Genomic DNA, 21,728 nt, shown 5'->3' on the forward strand with positions numbered 1-21,728 from the left:
AGACTGTTCCTGCCGATTTTTTATGCCAAATTATTCTCCTTGTAAAGCGTCGTATCCTCTTTCTCCGGTACGAACCTTTACAACATCCTCAACATCGTAAACAAAGATTTTGCCGTCGCCGATATTGCCGGTGTAAAGAACCTTTCTTGCCGCTTCAATAACGGTTTCTACGGGAACAGCCGAAATAACCATTTCAAGCTTCATCTTAGGGTTAAGATTCATTTCTTCAATCTCGACACCACGATATTTACGAATATGACCCTTTTGAACGCCGCATCCCATAACATTTGTAACGGTCATACCCGTTACGCCGATAGCGTTCATAGCCTCTTTGATTTCCTCAAACTTTGCAGGATTGAATATCATACATACCTTGCTGAGGGTCGGATTTTTTTCTGTTGTATATGTTTCAACCGGAACTGCCTTTTCAACCGGAGCAGACGGAGGCATTACATCCATAGCCGGAATAGCCGATACGGCAGAACCCGAAGCATAGCTTACAGCCGGCATAAAGTCTGCATAAGCCGACGGAAGATTGTGTTCTGTTGAGTCAAGACCCTTGATTTCCTCTTCTGCATCAACACGAAGGCCGACAGTCTTTTTGATAATAAGGAATGTGATTGTGATTGTTACCGCAGTCCAAGCAGCAACGGCAACAAAACCTAAAAGCTGAATACCGAGTTGCTTAAATCCGCCGCCGTAGAAAAGACCCTTGCCTACACCGTCGGCACCTGTTGAGAACAAACCTACTGCGATTGTACCCCAAACACCGTTTGCACAGTGAACGGCAACAGCACCTACAGGGTCATCAATATGAAGCTTTTTATCAAGAAGTTCTACAACCAAAACTACAAGAATACCCGATACAGCACCGATTACAATAGAACCCGTGGCATCAACGCAGTCGCAAGGAGCGGTAATTGCTACAAGACCCGCAAGAGAGCCGTTGAGCGACATTGAAACATCAGGAGCACCATCCTTAATCCATGTGAAAATCATTGTTACACATGTGGCAACGGCAGGAGCCATTGTTGTGGTAAGGAAGATTGAAGCGAGTGTTTCGGTATCAGTTGCGGCAGCACCGTTAAAGCCGTACCATCCGAACCAAAGGATGAACACACCGAGAGCACCGAGAGTCAACGAGTGACCCGGAATAGCCTTTGCTTTGAGTTTGCCTGTCTTTTTATCCTTTACATACTTGCCGATACGAGGACCGAGGAAAGCCGCACCGATAAGAGCTGAAATACCGCCTACCATATGAATTGCGGTTGAGCCTGCGTAATCGTGGAAGCCCATTTGTGCAAGCCAGCCCTGTGAATTCCAAATCCAACCTGCCTCAATCGGATAAATAACTGCCGAGATAACGCCCGAATAAATACAATACGAAATGAACTTTGTACGCTCTGCCATTGCACCCGAAACGATTGTAGCCGCAGTAGCACAAAATACAAGGTTGAATACAAATACAGGCCAATTACCTGAATTACCTGCATAATCGGTGAACAAACCGAGGGTAGGAAGTCCAAACAAACCGCCGATGTATTCCTCGCCCATCATAAGACCGAAGCCTAAAACAATGAATGCAACCGCACCGATACAAAAATCCATCAGGTTTTTCATAATAATGTTACCTGCGTTTTTAGCACGGGTAAAGCCGCTTTCTACCATTGCAAAGCCGCATTGCATAAAGAATACCAATGCCGCACCTATCATATACCACACCCCATAAACATTATCGGATATGGCTGTCATTATTGAATCTGTCATATTTCTCTCCTCCTATATTTTGTTATAAACAGAAATAATAAAAACGAAGTGCGAAAACACCGTTTGCCGCAAGGTGTTTTGCACTCCGTTGTGCTAAAGATTAGTGCCAATGCCACAGCCGATTAAGACTGCGGCATTGACCGTACAGCATATAAATGCCATAAGAGAGGGTTCGCTAAGCGAACCTTGCCCGATATTTCTACCGGACAAGCCGCAATTTACAGGTAACCTGTCTTACCTATAAAACATTTTGGTATGATTAATAGTTAATCATATATCTGTTGATTTCCCATTGAGATACGGCAGTCTTATAAGAACTCCATTCTGCCTTTTTACCTTCAATGTAGTTATTAAATACATGGTCACCGAGAGTTTCCTTAATGAACGGATCTTCCTCTGCTGCCTTGATAGCTTCTTCAAGAGAACCGGGAAGACAATCAATGCCTGCTGCTTCTTTTTCTTCATCAGAAAGTTCAAATACATTTTCATCAAATGCAGGAGCCGGCTTCAAACCTTTTTTGATACCGTCAAGACCTGCTGCAAGGCAAAGAGCCATTTCAAGGTATGGGTTGCAGGTTGGGTCAGGACAACGAAGTTCAACTCTTGTGCCCTTACCGCGAGCGGCAGGAATACGAACAAGTACAGAACGGTTTGATGTTGACCATACAAGATATGACGGAGCTTCGTAGCCCGGTACAAGTCTTTTGTATGAGTTTACTGTTGGGTTTGAAATAGCCGCAATAGCTTTGATGTGAGCCATAATACCTGCGATGAATGAATAAGCTGTATCGCTGAGTTCAAGATCACCGTTTGGATCATAGAATACATTTTCGCCTGTCTTTAAATCATAAAGTGACATATTGGTGTGCATACCCGAACCGTTGATACCTTCAACAGGCTTTGGCATAAATGTTGCATGAAGACCGTGCTTTGTAGCATAAGTCTTTACAACATGCTTAAATGTCATAACTCTGTCGGCTGTTGTCATAACATCGCCGAACTGGAAGTCAATTTCGTGCTGGCCCTGAGCAACCTCGTGGTGAGATGCCTCAATGGTGTAGCCCATTTCTTCAAGAGCAAGGCAAATATCACGACGGCAGTTTTCGCCATGGTCGATAGGGTTGAGGTCAAAGTAACCTGCTTCGTCGCCTGTTTCAAGAGTAGGAAGACCGTTTTCGTCAAGTTTGAAGAGGAAGAATTCACATTCAGGACCTACATTGAAGCCGTAGCCCATTTCTGCCGCTTCATCAATAACCTTTTGGAGAACATTTCTCGGGTCACCCTCAAAAGGTGTAACATTGTCTGCTTTGTATACAGAACAGATAAGTCTTGCTGTCTGTGCGTTAAGGTGTTTTCTCCAAGGGAAAACTGCCCATGTATCAAAATCAGGATGTAAGTACATATCGGATTCATCAATTCTTACGAAACCGTCGATTGATGAGCCGTCGAACATACAATCATTGTTAAGTGCTTTTTCAAGCTGTGATAATGTGATGGCAACATTCTTCATAATACCGAAAAGGTCGGTAAACTGAAGTCTTATAAACTGTACGCCGTTTTCTTTTGCTTCTTTGAGGATGTCCTCTTTTGTGTATTTACTCATCATAAATACTCCCTTCTCTATAATATAAAAAGACAAGGCGTCCCGAAAAATCGGAACGCCTTTGTTCTAACTACAATGTCATTATATCCCTGCAATCTGCTGTTGTCAACAAAATACGGAATATTTATTCAACTTTGTAAAATTCAACGGTCGACATTTAATTTTCAACCGTTCTCTTTGTGAAAATTATACAACAATCAATTCAAGTCCAAAAACTCTTCGCCGATAATTTTCTTTGAAAGGTCAGTAAAGTACTTTACACTTGCACCGTCCTTTGCTTGATCGGACGCAATATCATCTGTGTAATCGGACAATCTGTAAACCGAAAATCTGTATCCGTTGCCGGTGTTGTGATAAAAATCAACAACAGGTGCAAGCTTTGCGGAAGTTACCTGAACCTTGCCGTCAACTCTTTCAACCGTAAGTTCTGCCATACCGCCGCACATTTGGTTGAGGTTTGTTTGATGTGAAATAAAGTTACCGATTGAGTAATAAACAATCATCTTTTTGCCCGTAGCCTCATTTGTAACCCATTCAACAGGTTGAAGAACATGAGGATGCGTGCCGATGACGATATCCGCTCCGCCGTCGGAAAAGATTTTTACATACTTCTTTTGAAGGTCGTTAATCTCGTGGCTGTTTTCGGTGCCCCAATGAGGGAACACAATCACGCAGTCGGCATTTGCACGGGCTTTTTTGAGGTCTGCCTTAACTTTATCCTCGTCAAGCATATTAACGCACCACGGCTTATCCTCGGGAACAGAAATACCGTTTGTGCCATAGGTGTAATTGAGAAGTGCAAACTTAATGCCGTTTTTCTCATAATATGTAATTGTATTATACTCTTCCTCGGTTTTGTTTGTACCGATGTGAACAACCTCGGGATGCTTTTCAAAAAATTCACATTCCTTTTCTATGCCGGCAAATTTTTGCACATCAAGAGAGTGATTGGTAGCACAGGTAAACACATCAAAGCCGGCATTGATAGCCGCCTCGCCAACCTCCCAAGGAGTATTGAAAAGCGGATAGCCCTGATAATCAAAATCCGAACCGCCAAGCATAGTTTCCTGATTTATGCACGCAATATCGGCAGATTTGATATATCCCGAAATATTCTCATAAAATGAAGAATAATCAAGGCTTCCGTCATCCTGCTTGCCTGCGTCAATCAAAGTGTTGTGAATAAGATTGTCACCCACAGCCACCAAGGTAACCTTTGTATCCTGAGATTGAGTTTGACTTTCGGTGACTGCCGCCTTTGTAGCGGTTACCGTAGGATTTGTTTTGTCCCTGTTTGCCGTTACCCTGCCGCTTATCACAAGACCGATAAGAACGGCAACGGCAATGCAAACGGGAATTATAATTGCCAAAAGATTAGTGTTTGATTGTTTTTTCTCTTTAGCCATAATTAATCACCTTAATACATCGATTAATATCGATAATCAAAAGTTTTTACGCAGCAACAAAGGTGTAAATTACATATGCAAGGTATCCCAAAAGAGATACAACACCCTGCCAACGCTGAAGTTTTTTTGTAAATATTGTAGGAATAACCGCAATAATAACGGCTACAACACAAATAATCATATCGAATACGGAACCTGTTGATACAGCAAGTGCACCCTGACCCTTGCCCATAGAAACAAATGAGCAGATAGGAAGAATAAGTGCAAGGTCGATAATGTTTGCACCGAGGATGTTACCTACAGAAAGAGCACCCTCCTTTTTACGAAGAGCGGTGATTGTTGTAACAAGCTCGGGAAGCGAAGTACCGATAGCAACTGCGATAACGCCGATTACTCTTTCGCTGATGTGCATTTCCTTAGCAATTCTTGTGCCGCCGTTGATGAGAAGCTGTGCGCCTACAACAATGCAAACCGCACCCAAAACAAACATAACAATATTTTTAACCCAGTCGCCTGCGGTTGCGGTTGCCTTTGTAGGAACAACATCGTCCTCTTCCTGCAAACCGATACCGTGAGGGTCCGGCTCAATCTGAACCGAACTGTTTTTCATAGAAATAAAGTTTTCGATAAAGAAAGCAATGAAAATTGCAAAAAGCACAACAACACCGACAGTTGAAAGTGTGTGATACTTACCCTCAAGACCCGGAACCTCAACAATACCTGTAAGACCCGAACCGAGAGTAAGAGCAACAGCCGCCGCGAGCATCATAAGACCTTTAGGGGCAAACTCTTTTCTCTTTACGGCAAAAGGCATACACACAATAAATATACCCATAATCATAGCCGTGTTGGCAGTTACGGAACCTACTGCATTACCCGACGCCATATCAACCTTGCCGTCAACAGTTGCAACGATTGATACAATCATCTCGGGAAGAGTTGTGGCAACAGATACAATAGTTGCACCGATAATAAACTTAGGCACACCGAGCACTTCTGCAATCCAGCTTGCACTGTCTACAAACCAGTCGCCGCCCTTAATAATAAAGATAAGCCCTACAACAAACAAAGCAACAACAATGCCTATATTTGCCGTCTCAAAAAAATTCGACAAAAATTCCATATTTTCTCCTAATAATCCCTAATCCAAAATATAGTACATATTATAATATTACCCAAACACCCATATAATACATACCAAAATACAATTCTTTTACAATACCAATACGCACAGACAAATAAAAAGACGCAGGACAGGATATTCCTACCCATACGCCTTTTAAGTTTTAATTATTCGTGATCGTGGTCACAGCAACCGCAGCCGCATTCGTCATCGTCATCAAATTCAACATCGAATTCCAAAACTTCGCCGCAGTTAGGGCACTCAAACTTGCCCTCTTCGATAGTATCCATATCAACCATAATCTTTTCGTGGCATGTAGGGCATTCAACCTCATACTCTTCGTCATCATCACAGCAACCGCAATCGCAGTCATCGTCATCATAAACAAATTCTTCGAGGTCTGCCAAATCTTCATCAACAGCGTCGATTTGCTCGCCTACAAGTTCAAGACCTTCTGTCATATCTTCCATATCTTCTGTAAGATTTTCAAGAACATCGATGATGGCATTGAATACCTTTGTTTCTTTTTTATTAGGGTCCAAATCAAGACCGTCAATGAGGCCCTTGAGGTAGCCCAAGCTTTCTGATGTTTCCATAATTAATTCCTTTCGTAATGTTGAATTATTATTTATGCAAATAAAATTTCAATCAATAATTATGCTCTTTCCATGTATTCACATGTTCTTGTGTCAATTCTGATCATATCGCCTTCGTTGATGAAAAGCGGAACTCTGATTTCTGCACCTGTTTCAACAGTTGCAGGCTTGAGAGTATTTGTAGCTGTGTTGCCCTTTACGCCCGGCTCTGTAGCTGTAACCTGAAGAGTAACAAATGTAGGTGGTTCTACGCCGAAAACCTTGCCCTTATAAGACAAAATTTTGCATACATCGTTTTCTTTAACAAAGCGGAAAGAATCCGGCAAATCAGCCTCTGATACAGGGACCATATCAAAAGTTTCATTGTCCATAAAATAATAAAGTCCGTCGTCGCTGTATGAATATGCCATATCCTTTCTTTCGATATAAGCTGTAGGGAACTTGGCAGTTGGGTTGTAAGACTTTTCAACTACCGAACCTGTAATAACATTTTTTGTCTTTGTTCTGACAAAAGCGGCACCTTTACCCGGCTTTACATGCTGGAATTCTACAACCTGCAACACATTGCCGTCTTCTTCAAAGGTAACTCCGTTTCGGAAATCGCCTGCACTAATCATTAATTTATACCTCCGTATATAGTTTTACTTTTTTATTTTATAATATTTCGCACAATAAATCAATACCCATTTTGTAACTATCTTTGCCAAAACCCGAAATTTGTTTTACGCAAACATCAGTTATAACGGAAATTTTGCGAAAATCCTCTCTTTTATGAATATCGCTCATATGAACTTCAACAAAAGGAGTGTAATCGGCAACAGCTTCGATAGCGTCACGAATGGCATAAGAGTAATGCGTATAAGCACCCGCATTAAGGACTACACCGTCATATTTATCCTTACTTTCGTGAATCACATCAATGAGTGCTCCCTCGTGATTTGACTGATAAAAAGACATTTCGCAGCCCTTACCTTCACCGTAAGCTTTAAGTTCGGCATTTATATCGGCAAGAGTTTCGGCTCCGTACACATTCTTTTTTCTTATTCCTGTCATATTGAGATTAGGCCCGTTCATAACCAAAATTTTCATATTATGCTCCTGAATCAATTGTTAAAAAAAGAGTGACTGCTGTCACTCTTTTTATGTACTCTTATTTGTACTTTCTCTTACGAGCAGCTTCGCTCTTCTTCTTACGAGCTACTGAAGGCTTTTCGTAATGCTCTCTCTTTCTTACTTCTTGGATGATGCCATCACGAGAAGTCTGGCGCTTAAATCTGCGAAGTGCGCTGTCAAGAGATTCATTTTCCTTAACTTTTACCTGACTCACTGTATTCCCTCCCTCCGACCATCGGGGGTTATTTGATAAAATTTATATATCGCAAAGATTATAATAGATAAATACCGCATTGTCAAGCATTTTGTAAAATTAAATTCGAAAAAATAAAATTTTGTCACATATTGCTAAAATATCGGTGTTTTAGCGGCATTTAACTGACTTTGTACTGCTCCAAGTGCCGTAAATTTTTTCATCGTCGTATGAGGTGTATCCTCTTACTCTTATGTAATAATACTTACCTTTTTTAAGATTTTTACGGGTATAAGAGAGCTTGTTTTTGTTTGTAATTGTCTTTGTAATTACACCGGACTTAAAGTTTTTGCTTGTTGAAAGCTGAAGTTGATAACCCGAGCAAGAGCCTGAAAGTTTTTTCCACCTTGTAACAATCTTTTTTGAACCGGATGAGTAAGCCGACCTGACTGCTTCCTTTTTTGGCTTTGAAGCAGTTACAACCGGAGTTGAATAATCACCCTTTACATTTCCCGAATATGCACAAACCTTAATTTCGTACACATTGCCCGGGTCAAGGCCGGAAATATTTGTGTCTGCTGTGGTAACGGTTTTGTTAAAGTTTGTACCTTTTGTTTTGTTATTAACATCCACATAATACTTTGTAGCGTCATTAACTTCGTCCCACTCAAAATCAATTTTACTGCATCCCTGACTTGTAACGGTCAATCCCGTTACATCAAGCTCGCCTGCCGGAACAGTAGTTGTTTCATCCTCGGCGGGTGCGGGATTTACGCCTGCAGTATAAAGATTGTCATAATTCTTAAAATGGCTTATGCTTATGCCTATGCCGCCTGAATTTGCAACCTTCATTGTGCTGTAAAAAATTGCGTTCATAGAATAAATCGAGCCGTCTTCGTCATAAATTGTGCGGGTAGGGTTTTCCCTCATGCTCTGCCAATAAATCGTGTCTATATGGCATGCACTTGAGCTGTAACCGGCGGTTGCATAATTTGAATGGAATATTTCCATTTTCTGCGAATCAATGTATTGAATCATAACAGTATGCGTTTTTCTTGCGTTACTGTTAAGTGCGCCGTAATGAACAATATCGCCCGCCGAGGCATTGCTTACAAAGAAATTGATTATATCCTCGACAAACTGCGAATCCGGAACGGTTTTAGGTGAAGTATATATACCGGTTGTTTCATAATTGCCCGAATTATGCTTTACATGATAGTTATTGTAAAGACCTTCGGCATACGGAACGCCGTAAAGATACTGGCAAACCTTTGACACAAATGTGTAGCAGTTTGACGACACCGCCGTTTGACCCGGAATATATCCGCTTATTGTTTCTATTTGTTCAAGCTTGTCCGTGGCAGTACCGTTTGCATAAACGCTTGTTGCACCGAACAATGTTGTGACCGCAATTACCATTGATAAAAGAACAGATATTACTTTTTTCATACCTATATCGCTTCCTCCTATCTGAAAATCCAAAATATTATAGCACAAATTTAATCAAAGGTCAAATTTTGACGAAAAAAGGCAGGTATGAGCGAACTCAAACCTGCCTAAATTATTACTTCAATTCAAAAGAAGATACATCCAAATTATTGTCAACAACATAATAGTAATCGTCAACATATGTTACTCTTGTGTTCATACCGCCGTATGAACTTTCACCGAGTTTTGCTTTGTAATTCTCTTTTTCGATAATTTTGCCTTTTTCTACAGATACAACTATTGCACCCTTTTGTGAATTATCGTCATTTACAACAGGAACGGCATAATAACCTTTTTCCTTGTTTTCAACGAGTGCCTTTGGATTGTACTGTGCCTCGCTCGACACGGTACGGTACACCTTTTCATCAAGTATTTTAGGCTCAAGCGGGTTTGAAACATCAAAAAGCACAAATTTAAGTCCGTCGTTTATTTCCATATCATTTTCAAAATATGTGTTGTAACCCACCCCGAGAAGCTGATTGTTGCCTACATTTACAAGCATAGACGAAAATCCGTCTATTTCCACACTGCCCATAAACTGCGGTTTTTTAACATTTGAAAGATTTATAACAATCAACGGATCGGTTTGCTCATATGTGATTACATATGCGTAATCATCAACATATTTAACCGCCCTTATGGTTTCGCCCTTTGCAAAAGCACTTGATTTGTAAATTTGCTTGAGATTTGAATCAAAAACATAAAAATAGTTACATTCCTTATTGTTTACAGCCTGAGTTGTGAAAACGCAAAGATGTCCGTCTTTTTCGCTGAACGAATATTGGCTGTCTACTCGACCTTTGATTTTTACATAATCGCAGAATTTTACACCGTCTTTGAGCGAAATTTTTGCGATGGTGGTATTAGGCTCGCTATCGGTATAATCGCTGCCGTAAACATAAAGATAATCCTTGTTACTGTAAACATCATCGCCGCAACCGAGAACCGCCTTTGTTGTGCCGATTGTTTCGCAAGTATTAACATCGAGAGCGGTAACAACAACATAGTTTGTACCCACTCCGTTTTTTGCATAATAAATATCCTTGGCGTTCAGTTTTTCACTGTCGCCCTCGCCCGAACATGTAGACGGAATATGGTCCTTGGCTTTTACGGGACCGCTGATATTGTAATTTGAAACAATATAAAAAACATCGCCTACAAGCCTTGAAGAAATATAAGAACCCGACTGCTCAAACGAATTGATTTGAGTAGGATTGTCTATATCGCTTATGTCATAAACCATTGCCTGTGTTGCACAGTGTGCACCTGCAACCATTTCCTCAACGGTTGCACCAGAAAAGCTTGTACAATTTACCACAAGCTTGTCATCGGATACAAACATATCCTCAATAACGCTGTTGACATCATCAAGTTCAATAGTATTTGCAACGGTTGATTTGCCTTTTTTGGTTTCAATCACATTGACAACGCGTTTGTCAACGCCGCTTTTTTCATCAAATGATTGATTGAGATAATAAATATCGCTGCCGTTTGTTTTGATAATATCGGCTTCATCAACGCCTTTTTCCTGAACATAGGTTTCTGCGCTGTCGGAATTATTTGCTTTTGCCGTTGCCGGAGCATCCATATACTCTATGAGTTCCGGAGATGCCTTATCGGATTTTTTTAATCTGTTTTTTCTTGCTCGCTTTTTTTCTTGCTTTTTGCTTTTTTCAATATATTTTTCTACTTTATCGTAGTTTTCAAAGTTTTGCAGTTGTGTAACGGAAGTTGCGTCATCGGATTTTATTCTGTAATCTATATCCGACACATTCACGGTTGTTACAACCATAACAAAAACGGCAATGCACGCCGCTATACTCATTCCTGCCTTAAAAGCAGGTTTTTGCCTAAACTTAATTTTAACCGGGCGTACATTATTGAGTTTTGATTGCACTCTTTTGTCGAGTTCATCGGGTATATCAACCCGTGCTTCATCAAATTGCGACTTGATGAAGTCAAAATCATTATTTTTCATACTTACCCTCCAAGAAATCACGCATCTTGGACAATGCTCTTGAGAGCTTTGACCTTACTGCCCCAGAGGTATAGCCGGTGACTTTGGCAATTTCCTTGCTGTTAAATCCGGATACTGAAAGAAGAACTATGTCTTTTTCGACATCATTCAGTATGGCTAACGCTTCACGCAATTCAAGTGCTTTAAAGTCACCGTCATTCGCCGAAAGACCGCTTTCGACATCAGACAGATCGTCACTTTCTTTTGCTCGGATAACATCCTTAACATAGTGAGAACAACTGGCGGCATGAATACGAAACAAATATGTGGAAAATGCCTTTTCATTCTTTAATTTTCCGATTTGTTCAAGAGCCGCCAACATAGTGTCGGACACTGCATCCATAGCATAATCAGGGTCGCCGATCTTATACCACGCATAGCGGTAAAGAGCGTCTTTATATTCAAGGTAAAGCTGAGAAAAAGCCTCCCTGTCACCCTGTTGAGATCTTGCTACCAAGCTAAGATCTGCCATAAATTCACCTCTTTGAGATCTCTCTCATAATAATAGTACAAAAAAACTTCAAAAGTGTTGCAAAAAAAATCAAAAAATTTTCAAATCAATATATTTTTTGAAAAAAGCCCCCAAAACAGAGGCTTTTTCAACACAATCTGACCGTGAAGTCACATAATAATCGCAAAAAATTATTACATAGCAACAAAGTTTACAAGCTTGCCCGGAACATAAATCTCTTTTTTGATTTCCTTACCTTCAAGGAGCTCGGCAATCTTTGGCTCAGCCTTTGCGAGTGCCAAAACATCATCCTTTGCCATATCAACAGGTACGGTAATCTTTGCACGAACCTTGCCCATAATCTGAATAACGATTTCAACATCGTTTTCCTTTGTTTTTTCTTCATCATACTCCGGCCACTTAGCTTGATTAACCATTCCGCCGAAGTTCATTACATCCCACATTTCCTCTGTAACATGAGGTGCAAACGGATTAAGTAAAATTGTAAGAGTTTTGAGTTCTGCCTTATTACAACCCTTTGCAGAAAGCTCGTTTACCAAGGTCATCATAGCCGCAATAGCTGTGTTTGCCTTGAGGTTGTCAATATCATAAGTAACCTTCTTGATTGTTTTGTGCATAAGTGCTTCCATCTGAGGAGTATACTCGTCACCGTCAACAACCTTTTCCTGAAGATTCCAGAATTTTTCGATAAATCTCTTGCATCCCTTAATAGAATCCGAGTTCCACGGAGCGGCTTTTTCAAAATCGCCGATAAACATTTCATAAAGACGCATTGTATCTGCACCGTAGGAGTCTACGATTTCATCAGGGTTAACAACATTTCCTCTGGACTTTGACATCTTTTCGCCGTTTTCGCCCAAAATCATACCGTGAGAAGTTCTCTTTTTATACGGTTCGGAAGTAGGAACAACGCCGATGTCGTAAAGGAACTTGTGCCAAAATCTTGAATAAAGAAGGTGGAGGGTTGTGTGCTCCATACCGCCGTTGTACCAATCAACAGGTGTCCAATATTCAGCGGCTTCCTTGGAAATAAGTTCCTTGTCGTTGTGTGGATCGCAATATCTGAGGAAATACCATGACGAACCTGCCCACTGAGGCATTGTGTCGGTTTCTCTCTTTGCGGGACCGCCGCAGCAAGGACAGGTTGTATTTACCCAATCGGTCATCTTTGCAAGCGGTGATTCGCCTGTGTCGGTTGGTTCATATGATTCTACATTTGGAAGTGTAAGCGGAAGCTGACTTTCATCAAGAGGCACATAGCCGCACTTTTCGCACTTAACGATAGGAATCGGCTCGCCCCAATATCTTTGACGGGAGAATACCCAGTCACGGAGTTTAAAGTTAACCTTTTGGTGACCCTTGCCCTCTTTTGTAAGCCATTCGGTAATAGATTTTTTAGCATCTTCAACAGACATACCTGTGAGGAAGTCGGAATTTGTCATAACGCCTGTTGCACAATCGGTAAACGCTTCGTTTTCAACGCCGACCTTTGAACCTGCAACAACCTCGATAATAGGCAAATCAAACTTCTTTGCAAATTCCCAGTCACGGGTATCGTGAGCAGGAACTGCCATAATAGCACCCGTACCGTAAGAAACAAGTACATAATCTGAAATGAAAATAGGAATTTCCTTGTTATTAACAGGATTGATACCCATAACGCCGTCAAGTCTTACGCCGGTCTTATCCTTATTAAGCTCTGTTCTTTCAAAATCAGACTTATGAGCGGCTTCATCCTGATACTTACGAACCTCGTCAAGATTGTTGAGCTTGTCTGCCCACTTTTCAATATAAGGGTGTTCAGGTGAAATAACCATATATGTTGCACCGAAAAGTGTGTCCGGACGGGTTGTATATACGGTAAGAGTGTCGCCGAGAGTTGTGCCGAAATCAACTTCTGCACCTGTTGAGCGACCGATCCAGTTGCGTTGCTGAGTCTTTACTCTGTCGATGAAATCAACATCGTCAAGGTCTTTTACAAGACGGTCTGCATATTCTGTAATTTTGAGCATCCACTGGCTTTGATTTTTACGGATAACTTCGCTGCCGCAACGCTCGCAAACACCGTTTACAACTTCTTCATTTGCAAGAACACACTTGCAAGATGTACACCAGTTTACTGCCATTTCCTTTTTATACGCCAAGCCTTTTTTGAAAAGCTGGAGGAAAATCCACTGTGTCCATTTGTAATAAGACGGGTCTGTGGTATTAATCTCTCTTGTCCAGTCAAATGAGAAACCGAGAGATTGAAGTTGCTGTTTGAAATGAGCAACATTGTTTTTTGTTACCTCTGCCGGATGAATGTGATTCTTGATAGCGAAATTTTCGGTAGGAAGTCCGAAAGCATCCCAACCCATCGGATAAAGAACATTGTAGCCCTCAAGTCTTTTTTTACGGGCAACAATATCAAGAGCCGTGTACGAACGAGGGTGACCTACATGCAAGCCCTGTCCGCTCGGATAAGGGAATTCTACCAAGCAATAATACTTAGGCAAGGAGAAATCCTGCTTTGCGGCAAATGTGTTTTGGGTGTACCAAACATTTTGCCACTTTGATTCGATTTGTTTAAAATTATATTCCATTATGTCAGTCCTCCATAGGAAATATTTACTGTTCAGTCTTTAACGATAATATCATCGATATTAATCTTTTCGCCGTCCTCCCACAAACGCTCGATTTGATAAAAACCACGCTGTTGTTTGAGTAGAATATGAATTACACAGCCCGCATAATCAAGGCAAACCCACTCACTGCGTTCACCCTCAATGTGGTGCGGCTCATAGCCTGCCTCGGAAAGTTTATATTCAACCTCATCGGCAATAGCCTTGAGCTGTGTGTTTGAATTTGCTGTTGCGATAACAAAATAATCGGTAAGAACGGTAATATCCGATACCTTGATAACCTCGATATCGTCACCACGCTTGCTGTCGATTGCCTTTACGGCTATCTTTGCAATTTCCAAATAGTTTTCCTTGTCCATAGTCATTCCTTTATTATAAACATTATATATTGTTTAGGCAAGGCTCTGCCCTGCTGTATTTTATTTAATCCGTCTGTTTGATTATTGCCTTTTGGAGCACCCAATTATAACAATAAAGAGTGTCGGGATGAATCAGTTTATTTTTGTTTACCAAATCGGTTATTGTAAATCGAGTAGCACAAAGCATTGCGTCTGTAAGCGAATTGTCTGCAAGTTTCCTAACACTTTCAACATCCGGATAACTACGCTCCGCACTTGTTAAATCCGCAAGATAAATCACCATTTCAAAATCTGTCATTTCTGCGTGACCCGTTGTGTGATAACGGATTGCATTCAAAATCTCCTCATCATCAATGCCGAGAACACTCCTGACATAACAAGACCCTGAAATTTGATGATACACCAATTTGTTACTTTTTTCAAGTTCTGTTGGGATAATACCTAAATTATCCATATATTTTTCCTGCTCGGCATAATCCGTTTCTTTGGTGATGTCGTGCAGAATTCCCGCAAGATACGCCTTGTCCTCATCAAGAGAATAAATCTTTGCAAGTTCCCTTGCCCGCTTTGCCACATTCATACTGTGGGTATAGCGATATTCGGACAATCTTTCTTTAATAATACTTTCGTATTTTTCAAAATCATACATAGAGCCTGTGCTCCTTTATATATATATTTACACTTTCGGGGATATAATCCGACACATCCTCACCGTTTTTTATCATATCCCTGATCCGTGATGAAGAAATGTCGATCACATCAAATTCCGACACGATAACATCTTTTAATTTTGGATGTTCCGCCTTGAAGTCCAACATTTCAACATACTGATTTTTTTCTCGTGCCGCAGTGACAACCGTGCAAGCAGAAAGTATTTCCTCAAACTTATACCACTTTTCAAAATAGAAAAATTGGTCCGCTCCGACAATCAGGTAAAATTCATCATCGGGATACTTCTCTTTCAGCTCGCAAATCGTGAGATATGTGTAGCTTTTGCCGTCACGCATAAATTCAATATCGCTGACGAGTTCATTTTCACCTACGCAAAGCCCCAGCATATTAATTCTGTGCTTTCCGTCAATTAATCCGTCGGACGATTTATGCGGCGGATTGGCAGTCGGGATAAATATAATCCTGTCAAGCGAAAGTGCTTTTTTGTATTGCTCGGCAAGAGCCAAATGCCCGTTGTGAACAGGGTTGAACGCTCCGCCGAATATGCCTGTTTTCATCGGCTGTTACCCTGCTTTTTGTCACGGTCGTTGCGATAACGAGGGCGGTCATAAACAGCATAAGGATTTTTTGCTTCCTTTTCTCTCTGTCTTTGGCGAAGGCCTTTAATCTTAACCTTTTTCTTTGCCTTTGCTTTTGCCGTACCCTGACCTCTTGCTTTTTTCTTTGCCTGAATTTTATCCGGATCGGCTTTTCTGTAAAGAACGATAATTCCGCCGATAACCTGAATAACCTCGGCATCAAGTCTTTCTGCAAGTTGCGGTGCAAACTCTTTTGGTGTTTGCGGTGCGGTTTCAAGGTGAACACGGATTTTGATAAGTTCCCTTACATCAAGGGTGTCGTCAATCTGTGTAATAAGATTGTCGGTGATACCCTCTTTGCCGATTTGTATAATAGGCTCAAGAGAATTTGCCTTTGCTCTCCAAGCCGCTCTTTCTTTTGATGTCATAAAATATTCTCCAATTCCTTAGTTAACTTTCTTAATGCGTTGCCTCTGTGAGAAATCTTGTCTTTTTCTTCTCCCTCATATTTACCAAACGACTTGCCGTTGATGATGAACAACGGGTCATAACCGAAACCTGCGTTGCCGTCACGCTCAAAGCCGATTGTTCCGTGGCACTCGCCTCTTACGGTAATTTCTCTGCCATCGGGGAAAATGCAACAAATGGCACAAACATAATACGCTGTACGCTCCGACTCCTCAACGCCCTCAAGTTTTTTGAGAAGAAGATTGTTGTTTTCCTCATCATCGGCATTCTTTTCGTTGTCAACATTCACACCGTTGTGAACTTCAATATTTGCAAATCTTGCGGAGTAAATGCCCGGTGCACCGTCAAGATAATCAACACAAAGGCCGCTGTCGTCTGCAATGGCAGGAAGTCCTGTAATCTTGCAAGCCGATTCTGCCTTGATTTTTGCATTAGCCTCAAATGTGTCACCGTCCTCAACAACTTCGGGAAGTGTGATTCCGAGCATTTTTGCGGTTACGACATTTATGCCGAGCGGAGAAAGAATTCTCTGCATTTCCGCAAGTTTTTTCATATTATTTGTAGCAAGAATAAAATCCATTACTTTTTATCCTCCTCGCTCTCAGGTTCATCAACCTTTACATTTTCATTGATGAAATCGGCAATGGTGTCGTCATCATCGTGAGTAGGCTTTATGTCAAACATTGCAGACGCAAAAGCCTCTGCGTCAAACGGTTGCAAATCGTCAATTTGCTCACCCACACCGATAAACTTAACCGGAACATCAAGCTCATTATTGATTGCAAGAACAACGCCGCCACGAGCCGTGCCGTCAAGTTTTGTGAGAATGATGCCCGTAATGCCTGCCGCTTCCTTAAAATCTTTTGCCTGATTAACGGCGTTTTGACCTGTTGTTGCATCAAGCACAAGGAGAGTTTCACGGCTTGCGTTTGGAAGTTCTCTGTCAATTACACGGCTGATTTTATTAAGTTCATCCATAAGATTTTTCTTGTTGTGAAGTCTGCCGGCTGTGTCAATAATAATGACATCCGCATTTTTTGCCTTGCCCGACTGAATTGTGTCATAAACAACGGCGGCCGGGTCTGCACCCTCACCGTGCTTTACAAGCGGAACGCCTGCTCTGTCTGCCCAAACCTGCAACTGCTCGATAGCACCTGCACGGAAAGTATCTGCCGCACCCAAAACAACGCTTCTGCCCATAGATTTTAATCTCATGGCAAGTTTGCCGATTGTGGTGGTTTTGCCAACGCCGTTTACACCGATTACAAGAATGATTGACGGCTTGGTGCGAAGTGCAAGATAGCTACCGCCCCATACAACACCGGCAACAATATCCTTGAGCGTTTCTCTTACCTGAGCAACGCTTGTAATATTATCGTTGGCAATTTTTTCTTTAAGGTCATTGATTACTCGCTCTGCTGTCGGAAAACCGACATCACCCATAATCAAAACTTCTTCAAGTTCTTCAAAAAGTTCATCGGTTATTTTTTCGTGAGATTCGATAGTTTCGTTAATCTGCTTAACCATACCCTCATCACGAGTTTTTCTAAGACCTTTTCTGAATTTATCAAACAAACCCATATGTTAATTCCTCGCTGAAATATGTTAATTTATTTTTTTGTATTAAAAAATCGGTTTAATTATTTTAAGGTGCGTTTTAAATGCGTTATCGTCAATCTACGCTTCCAAGCCCATTTGCTGGGCAAGTTCTGCCGATTGCAGTTCAAGAAGCTTTGAAACGCCCTTTTCCTGCATTGTAACGCCGTACAAAACATCCGCTTCTTCCATTGTGCCTCTACGGTGAGTGATGGAAATAAACTGTGTTTTGTCTGTCATACGACGCATATATTTTGCAAATCGTTCAACATTGACATCATCAAGTGCCGCCTCAACCTCGTCATAAATACAAAACGGTGACGGTTGAACCTTAAGCACGCTGAACAGCAACGCCATTGCGGCAAGTGACTTTTCACCGCCGGAGAAAAGATTGATGTTTTGTACAGATTTGCCCGGAGGCTGAATTTTAATTTCAATAGCCGATTCAAGGCAATTATCCGGTTCTTCAAGAATAATCTCTCCGTTGCCGCCGCCGAAGAAATCGGCAAAGCAGGTCTTAAACTCGGTATTAATCTTGTTGAACTGCGTCATAAACTTTTCGCTCATAGATGAGGTTAAGTCATCAATTATCTTTGCAAGTTCCTTTTTGCTTTGCTCAATATCGTCTATCTGTTCTTTAAGGAAAGTGTATCGCTCCGATACTTCCTTATATTCTTCAATAGCACCGACATTGATTGAGCCGAGCCCTCTGATTGCCACCTTGATTTCGTGAAGTCGTTTTTTAGCCTCTGCCATATCGTCGATTACAATTCCGAGTGCCTGTGCCTCGGGTTTTGTAAGCTCATACTGTTCAAACAGCATATCGCCGAGTTCGTCATATTCTTTTTTCATATTAGCCTTGCGTTCTTCAAGTCTGACAATATCACCCGACAATTTTTCCTTGTCGGTAAGAGTTGCCTTTTCTTTTGCACGAAGTTCGTTTGAACGCTTTTCAAGCTCGTTTCTGTCCCCGATTTTTTGCGTTACGGCATCGTTGCTTTCGCTTGCCTTTTGGCGAAGTTCATCAGCCTGTGCCTTAACATCATTGATAGAAAGCAAAAGATTTTCGTTTTTGGCTTTAATCTCGTTTATTTCATCTGTGATGTTCTTAACCCTGTCGGACTGTGTTGACTTGCGAAGTTCCAATTCTTCAACCGAAAGTCTTGCCGCCTCGCTGTCTTTGGCTAAAGTTACAAGTTCAAGGTTAATTTGTTCTGTTATTTTTCTGATTTCTTCACGCTTTGAAGTAAGTTCCTTTGCACCTGCCGAAACGCTGTTAAGTTCGGCTTCGGTATCTGCCATCTGCTTTTCGATTTCAACAGCCTCTTGCTTTGCATTTTCAACAGCCTGACTTAACAGAAGTATTCTGCCCTCGCTGTTTTCCTGCTCTCTTTTCATCATATCACGCTGATTGATGAACGATTGAAGCTTGTCCGAAATAAGCTTTGCGTCACCCTCGGCACGAATGTACTCTTCCTTTGCGTTGCGTAAATCCGCATCCGCACCTTGCAAATCGGCTGCCGCAAGATTTGCATCCTCAACCGCTTTTTTGAGCTCTGCCTGAACATCTTTGAGTTCATCGCCGATTTTTTGAGCCTCGCTCTTTAATTCTTCAATAAGATTTGCACGGGAAAGAACACCGCTTCCCTTACCCTTTGAGCCGCCCGACATTGAACCGCCCGGATTCATCACCTGACCGTCAAGGGTTACAATCTTATATCTGTTTTTATATCTCTTTGAAATTGCAATGGCACAGTCTATATCCTCAGCAACCATAACTCTGCCGAGCAGATTTTCAACAATATCTCTGTACTGCCCGTCACAATCCACAAGATTTGAAGCGACATCAACAAAACCGAAATTGTCATCAAGATTTTTTTCTTCAATATATCTCGGCTTGATTGCAGAAATCGGGAGGAATGTTGCTCTGCCGATATTGTTCTGCTTCAAGTAGTTGATTGCACGCTTTGCGTCACTTTCGGTTGACACAACCACATTTTGCATTGCCGCACCGAGTGCAATTTCAATAGCGGTTGAATTTTCGTTGTCAACGGTAATAAGCTGTGACAATGTACCGTGAATACCCGGAAGTGCCTTGTTTTGGCTTTGCTTGAGCACCGCCTTTACAGCACCGGAGAAGCCCTCCATATTCTTTTCCAAATCTTCAAGAACACGGGCACGATCGCTCTTTTCCGCCATTTGGCGTGCAAGCCTTTCGGCATCCTGCTTAATTTTCTCAGCCTTTTGTTTCTTGGCGTCAACTTTCATTTGATAACCGCCGAGAGAGTTTTGGTATTCGTCAATTCGCTCTTTCAAAAATTCAAGATTTTTGTTGCCCTCGTCCGCCTGACTTTGTGTATATTCAATATCCTTTTGGGTTGCTTCGATTTGCGATGCAATGGTATCTTTGCGAGAATTAATTTCGTCAATAGACGAAGTCGCCTGTGACATTTTAACCTTGCTGTCCGAAAGCTTAACGGTAAGCGAGGTGAGCATTTGATTAAGCTCAACCGTTTTATCAGAAAACTCCATATTGTCATTTTGGACTTTGCTGAGTTCATTCGCCACATTTTCAAGTTCCGCTTTTTTATCGGCAATCAGTTTTTCGTTTTGAGCGATAACGGCATTTTTCGCTTCTATCTGTTCATCAAGAGTTGCACCTGTACCGTCTGCATCACTTATATCTGCCGTAAGTCTTGCAATGGTTTCGTTATTATGTTCAAGCGTTGCATTAAGAACGCTGATTTCGCCGTCTTTGCGGAGCGCTTCTTCCTCATATCCGGAAGCACCGAGCCTGCTTTGTTCAATAGCCAAATTGATTGAAGTAACCTTTTCTGCAACCTCTTCAAGTTCTTTTTCAATAGCGGCAAGGTCATTTTCAGAAACTTCATAGGAAGCCTTAACAGCGTCAATTTTGTGTTCCTGCTCCCTCAATTCAACAGTAAATCTGTTGATTTTGTTGAGCCAAACGCCGATTTCAAGAGTCTTTTTCTCTTCGCTGTATTCAAGGAATTTTTGTGCCTTTTCGCTCTGCTTTTTAAGAGGTCCCACACGGCTTTCAAGTTCGCCGAGGATATCAAGAAGTCGCACAAGATTTTCCTGTGCCTGGTCAAGTCTGCGTTCCGCATCCTTTCTCTTATGGCGGAAGCGAGAAATACCTGCCGCTTCTTCAAACAGTTCTCGTCTGTCCTCGTTTTTGGCAGAAATGATAGAATCGATTTTACCCTGACCTACCATGGAATATCCGTCCGAGCCGAGGCCCGTATCCATAAATAATTCGTGAATATCTTTTCGTCTTACGCTCTCGCCGTCGATTTTGTATTCACTTTCGCCCGAACGATAGTAGCGACGGGTTACGGTGACAATTTCGCCGTGGTCTTTGAGAGTACCGTCCGAATTATCCAAAGTGAGCATAACCTGTGCAAAGCCGAGAGCCTTACGCTTTGATGTTCCGCCGAAAATGACATCTTCCATCTTTGAACCACGAAGCGACTTTGTACTCGTTTCGCCGAGAACCCAACGAACGGCGTCGGAAATATTACTTTTGCCCGAACCGTTAGGTCCGACAACAGCGGTAATACCTTTGCCGAAATTTAATTCTGTTTTATCGGGGAACGATTTGAACCCCTGCATTTCAAGTGATCGTAGTAACATAT

The 21,728-nt window shown here is 41.6% G+C and carries 19 protein-coding genes; all 19 read right to left on the bottom strand.

Annotated features, from left to right (window positions below; translation table 11 throughout):
- Positions 1–30: 30 nt before the first annotated feature.
- The 19 genes from Q0E08_RS04140 to smc all read right to left on the bottom strand — a co-directional run bounded on the left by Q0E08_RS04140 (position 31) and on the right by smc (position 21,726).
- Entirely contained in the window at positions 31–1,767 is a 1,737-nt protein-coding gene (locus Q0E08_RS04140) for an ammonium transporter (protein ID WP_294777287.1), read from the bottom strand.
- A gap of 259 nt (positions 1,768–2,026) precedes the next feature.
- The gene (glnA, locus tag Q0E08_RS04145) at positions 2,027–3,370 is read right to left on the bottom strand and encodes a type I glutamate--ammonia ligase (protein WP_294777503.1); all 1,344 of its coding nucleotides are present in this window, start codon (positions 3,368–3,370) and stop codon (positions 2,027–2,029) included.
- A gap of 197 nt (positions 3,371–3,567) precedes the next feature.
- Complete coding sequence (locus Q0E08_RS04150) at positions 3,568–4,776, bottom strand: CapA family protein (protein ID WP_294777288.1); 1,209 nt, start codon at positions 4,774–4,776, stop codon at positions 3,568–3,570.
- A 46-nt stretch (positions 4,777–4,822) separates the two neighbouring features.
- Positions 4,823–5,899: a calcium/sodium antiporter gene (locus Q0E08_RS04155; RefSeq protein WP_294777289.1), complete on the bottom strand. Its 1,077-nt coding sequence runs from the start codon at positions 5,897–5,899 to the stop codon at positions 4,823–4,825.
- Between the two features lie 167 nt (positions 5,900–6,066).
- Positions 6,067–6,495, bottom strand: a complete 429-nt coding sequence (locus Q0E08_RS04160) for a CD1247 N-terminal domain-containing protein (protein WP_294777290.1) — start codon at positions 6,493–6,495, stop codon at positions 6,067–6,069.
- 59 nt (positions 6,496–6,554) lie between these two features.
- Positions 6,555–7,112 carry an elongation factor P gene (gene efp / locus Q0E08_RS04165; RefSeq protein ID WP_294777291.1) on the bottom strand — a complete coding sequence of 186 codons (558 nt, stop codon included), beginning with the start codon at positions 7,110–7,112 and terminating at the stop codon, positions 6,555–6,557.
- A 37-nt stretch (positions 7,113–7,149) separates the two neighbouring features.
- Complete coding sequence (gene aroQ, locus Q0E08_RS04170; protein ID WP_294777292.1) at positions 7,150–7,584, bottom strand: type II 3-dehydroquinate dehydratase; 435 nt, start codon at positions 7,582–7,584, stop codon at positions 7,150–7,152.
- 61 nt (positions 7,585–7,645) lie between these two features.
- Positions 7,646–7,822, bottom strand: coding sequence for a 30S ribosomal protein S21 (gene rpsU / locus Q0E08_RS04175; protein ID WP_022258953.1), 177 nt, complete (start codon positions 7,820–7,822; stop codon positions 7,646–7,648).
- Between the two features lie 150 nt (positions 7,823–7,972).
- Positions 7,973–9,250, bottom strand: coding sequence for a fibronectin type III domain-containing protein (locus Q0E08_RS04180; RefSeq protein ID WP_294777293.1), 1,278 nt, complete (start codon positions 9,248–9,250; stop codon positions 7,973–7,975).
- Between the two features lie 115 nt (positions 9,251–9,365).
- A complete protein-coding gene (locus tag Q0E08_RS04185; RefSeq protein WP_294777295.1) occupies positions 9,366–11,267 on the bottom strand; it encodes a beta-propeller domain-containing protein in 1,902 nt (633 codons plus the stop codon).
- Positions 11,257–11,778: an RNA polymerase sigma factor gene (locus Q0E08_RS04190; RefSeq protein ID WP_294777297.1), complete on the bottom strand. Its 522-nt coding sequence runs from the start codon at positions 11,776–11,778 to the stop codon at positions 11,257–11,259. The genes Q0E08_RS04185 and Q0E08_RS04190 overlap by 11 nt, the downstream gene beginning before the upstream one ends.
- A 173-nt stretch (positions 11,779–11,951) precedes the next feature.
- Positions 11,952–14,360 (bottom strand): leucine--tRNA ligase, encoded by a 2,409-nt coding sequence (leuS, locus tag Q0E08_RS04195; RefSeq protein WP_294777299.1) that lies wholly within the window; start codon positions 14,358–14,360, stop codon positions 11,952–11,954.
- Positions 14,361–14,392: 32 nt separating this feature from the next.
- Entirely contained in the window at positions 14,393–14,758 is a 366-nt protein-coding gene (rsfS, locus tag Q0E08_RS04200) for a ribosome silencing factor (protein WP_294777301.1), read from the bottom strand.
- A 64-nt stretch (positions 14,759–14,822) separates the two neighbouring features.
- Positions 14,823–15,407, bottom strand: a complete 585-nt coding sequence (yqeK, locus tag Q0E08_RS04205; RefSeq protein ID WP_294777303.1) for a bis(5'-nucleosyl)-tetraphosphatase (symmetrical) YqeK — start codon at positions 15,405–15,407, stop codon at positions 14,823–14,825.
- Positions 15,400–15,987: a nicotinate (nicotinamide) nucleotide adenylyltransferase gene (gene nadD, locus Q0E08_RS04210; RefSeq protein WP_294777305.1), complete on the bottom strand. Its 588-nt coding sequence runs from the start codon at positions 15,985–15,987 to the stop codon at positions 15,400–15,402. Before nadD ends, yqeK begins: the two co-directional genes overlap by 8 nt.
- Positions 15,984–16,436, bottom strand: a complete 453-nt coding sequence (locus Q0E08_RS04215; protein WP_294777307.1) for a YhbY family RNA-binding protein — start codon at positions 16,434–16,436, stop codon at positions 15,984–15,986. The genes nadD and Q0E08_RS04215 overlap by 4 nt, the downstream gene beginning before the upstream one ends.
- Positions 16,433–17,056, bottom strand: a complete 624-nt coding sequence (rdgB, locus tag Q0E08_RS04220) for an RdgB/HAM1 family non-canonical purine NTP pyrophosphatase (protein ID WP_294777309.1) — start codon at positions 17,054–17,056, stop codon at positions 16,433–16,435. Before rdgB ends, Q0E08_RS04215 begins: the two co-directional genes overlap by 4 nt.
- Positions 17,056–18,057 carry a signal recognition particle-docking protein FtsY gene (ftsY, locus tag Q0E08_RS04225; protein WP_294777310.1) on the bottom strand — a complete coding sequence of 334 codons (1,002 nt, stop codon included), beginning with the start codon at positions 18,055–18,057 and terminating at the stop codon, positions 17,056–17,058. The genes rdgB and ftsY overlap by 1 nt, the downstream gene beginning before the upstream one ends.
- Positions 18,058–18,153: 96 nt before the next feature.
- A complete protein-coding gene (gene smc, locus Q0E08_RS04230) occupies positions 18,154–21,726 on the bottom strand; it encodes a chromosome segregation protein SMC (protein ID WP_294777312.1) in 3,573 nt (1,190 codons plus the stop codon).
- Between the last annotated feature and the right edge of the window lie 2 nt (positions 21,727–21,728).

This window comes from uncultured Eubacterium sp., from assembly GCF_934561735.1.
Classification (GTDB): domain Bacteria; phylum Bacillota; class Clostridia; order Oscillospirales; family Acutalibacteraceae; genus Eubacterium_R.

What these genes read in the sequence shown, in the direction of transcription:
- rdgB (WP_294777309.1), bottom strand. Translation starts at nt 17,056, where the DNA reads ATGGATTTTATTCTTGCTACAAATAATATGAAAAAACTTGCGGAAATG.
- nadD (WP_294777305.1), bottom strand. Translation starts at nt 15,987, where the DNA reads ATGAAAACAGGCATATTCGGCGGAGCGTTCAACCCTGTTCACAACGGG.
- glnA (WP_294777503.1), bottom strand. Translation starts at nt 3,370, where the DNA reads ATGAGTAAATACACAAAAGAGGACATCCTCAAAGAAGCAAAAGAAAAC.
- leuS (WP_294777299.1), bottom strand. Translation starts at nt 14,360, where the DNA reads ATGGAATATAATTTTAAACAAATCGAATCAAAGTGGCAAAATGTTTGG.
- rsfS (WP_294777301.1), bottom strand. Translation starts at nt 14,758, where the DNA reads ATGGACAAGGAAAACTATTTGGAAATTGCAAAGATAGCCGTAAAGGCA.
- Q0E08_RS04140 (WP_294777287.1), bottom strand. Translation starts at nt 1,767, where the DNA reads ATGACAGATTCAATAATGACAGCCATATCCGATAATGTTTATGGGGTG.
- Q0E08_RS04160 (WP_294777290.1), bottom strand. Translation starts at nt 6,495, where the DNA reads ATGGAAACATCAGAAAGCTTGGGCTACCTCAAGGGCCTCATTGACGGT.
- efp (WP_294777291.1), bottom strand. Translation starts at nt 7,112, where the DNA reads ATGATTAGTGCAGGCGATTTCCGAAACGGAGTTACCTTTGAAGAAGAC.
- ftsY (WP_294777310.1), bottom strand. Translation starts at nt 18,057, where the DNA reads ATGGGTTTGTTTGATAAATTCAGAAAAGGTCTTAGAAAAACTCGTGAT.
- yqeK (WP_294777303.1), bottom strand. Translation starts at nt 15,407, where the DNA reads ATGTATGATTTTGAAAAATACGAAAGTATTATTAAAGAAAGATTGTCC.
- Q0E08_RS04155 (WP_294777289.1), bottom strand. Translation starts at nt 5,899, where the DNA reads ATGGAATTTTTGTCGAATTTTTTTGAGACGGCAAATATAGGCATTGTT.
- Q0E08_RS04190 (WP_294777297.1), bottom strand. Translation starts at nt 11,778, where the DNA reads ATGGCAGATCTTAGCTTGGTAGCAAGATCTCAACAGGGTGACAGGGAG.
- Q0E08_RS04180 (WP_294777293.1), bottom strand. Translation starts at nt 9,250, where the DNA reads ATGAAAAAAGTAATATCTGTTCTTTTATCAATGGTAATTGCGGTCACA.
- aroQ (WP_294777292.1), bottom strand. Translation starts at nt 7,584, where the DNA reads ATGAAAATTTTGGTTATGAACGGGCCTAATCTCAATATGACAGGAATA.
- Q0E08_RS04215 (WP_294777307.1), bottom strand. Translation starts at nt 16,436, where the DNA reads ATGACATCAAAAGAAAGAGCGGCTTGGAGAGCAAAGGCAAATTCTCTT.
- smc (WP_294777312.1), bottom strand. Translation starts at nt 21,726, where the DNA reads ATGTTACTACGATCACTTGAAATGCAGGGGTTCAAATCGTTCCCCGAT.
- Q0E08_RS04185 (WP_294777295.1), bottom strand. Translation starts at nt 11,267, where the DNA reads ATGAAAAATAATGATTTTGACTTCATCAAGTCGCAATTTGATGAAGCA.
- Q0E08_RS04150 (WP_294777288.1), bottom strand. Translation starts at nt 4,776, where the DNA reads ATGGCTAAAGAGAAAAAACAATCAAACACTAATCTTTTGGCAATTATA.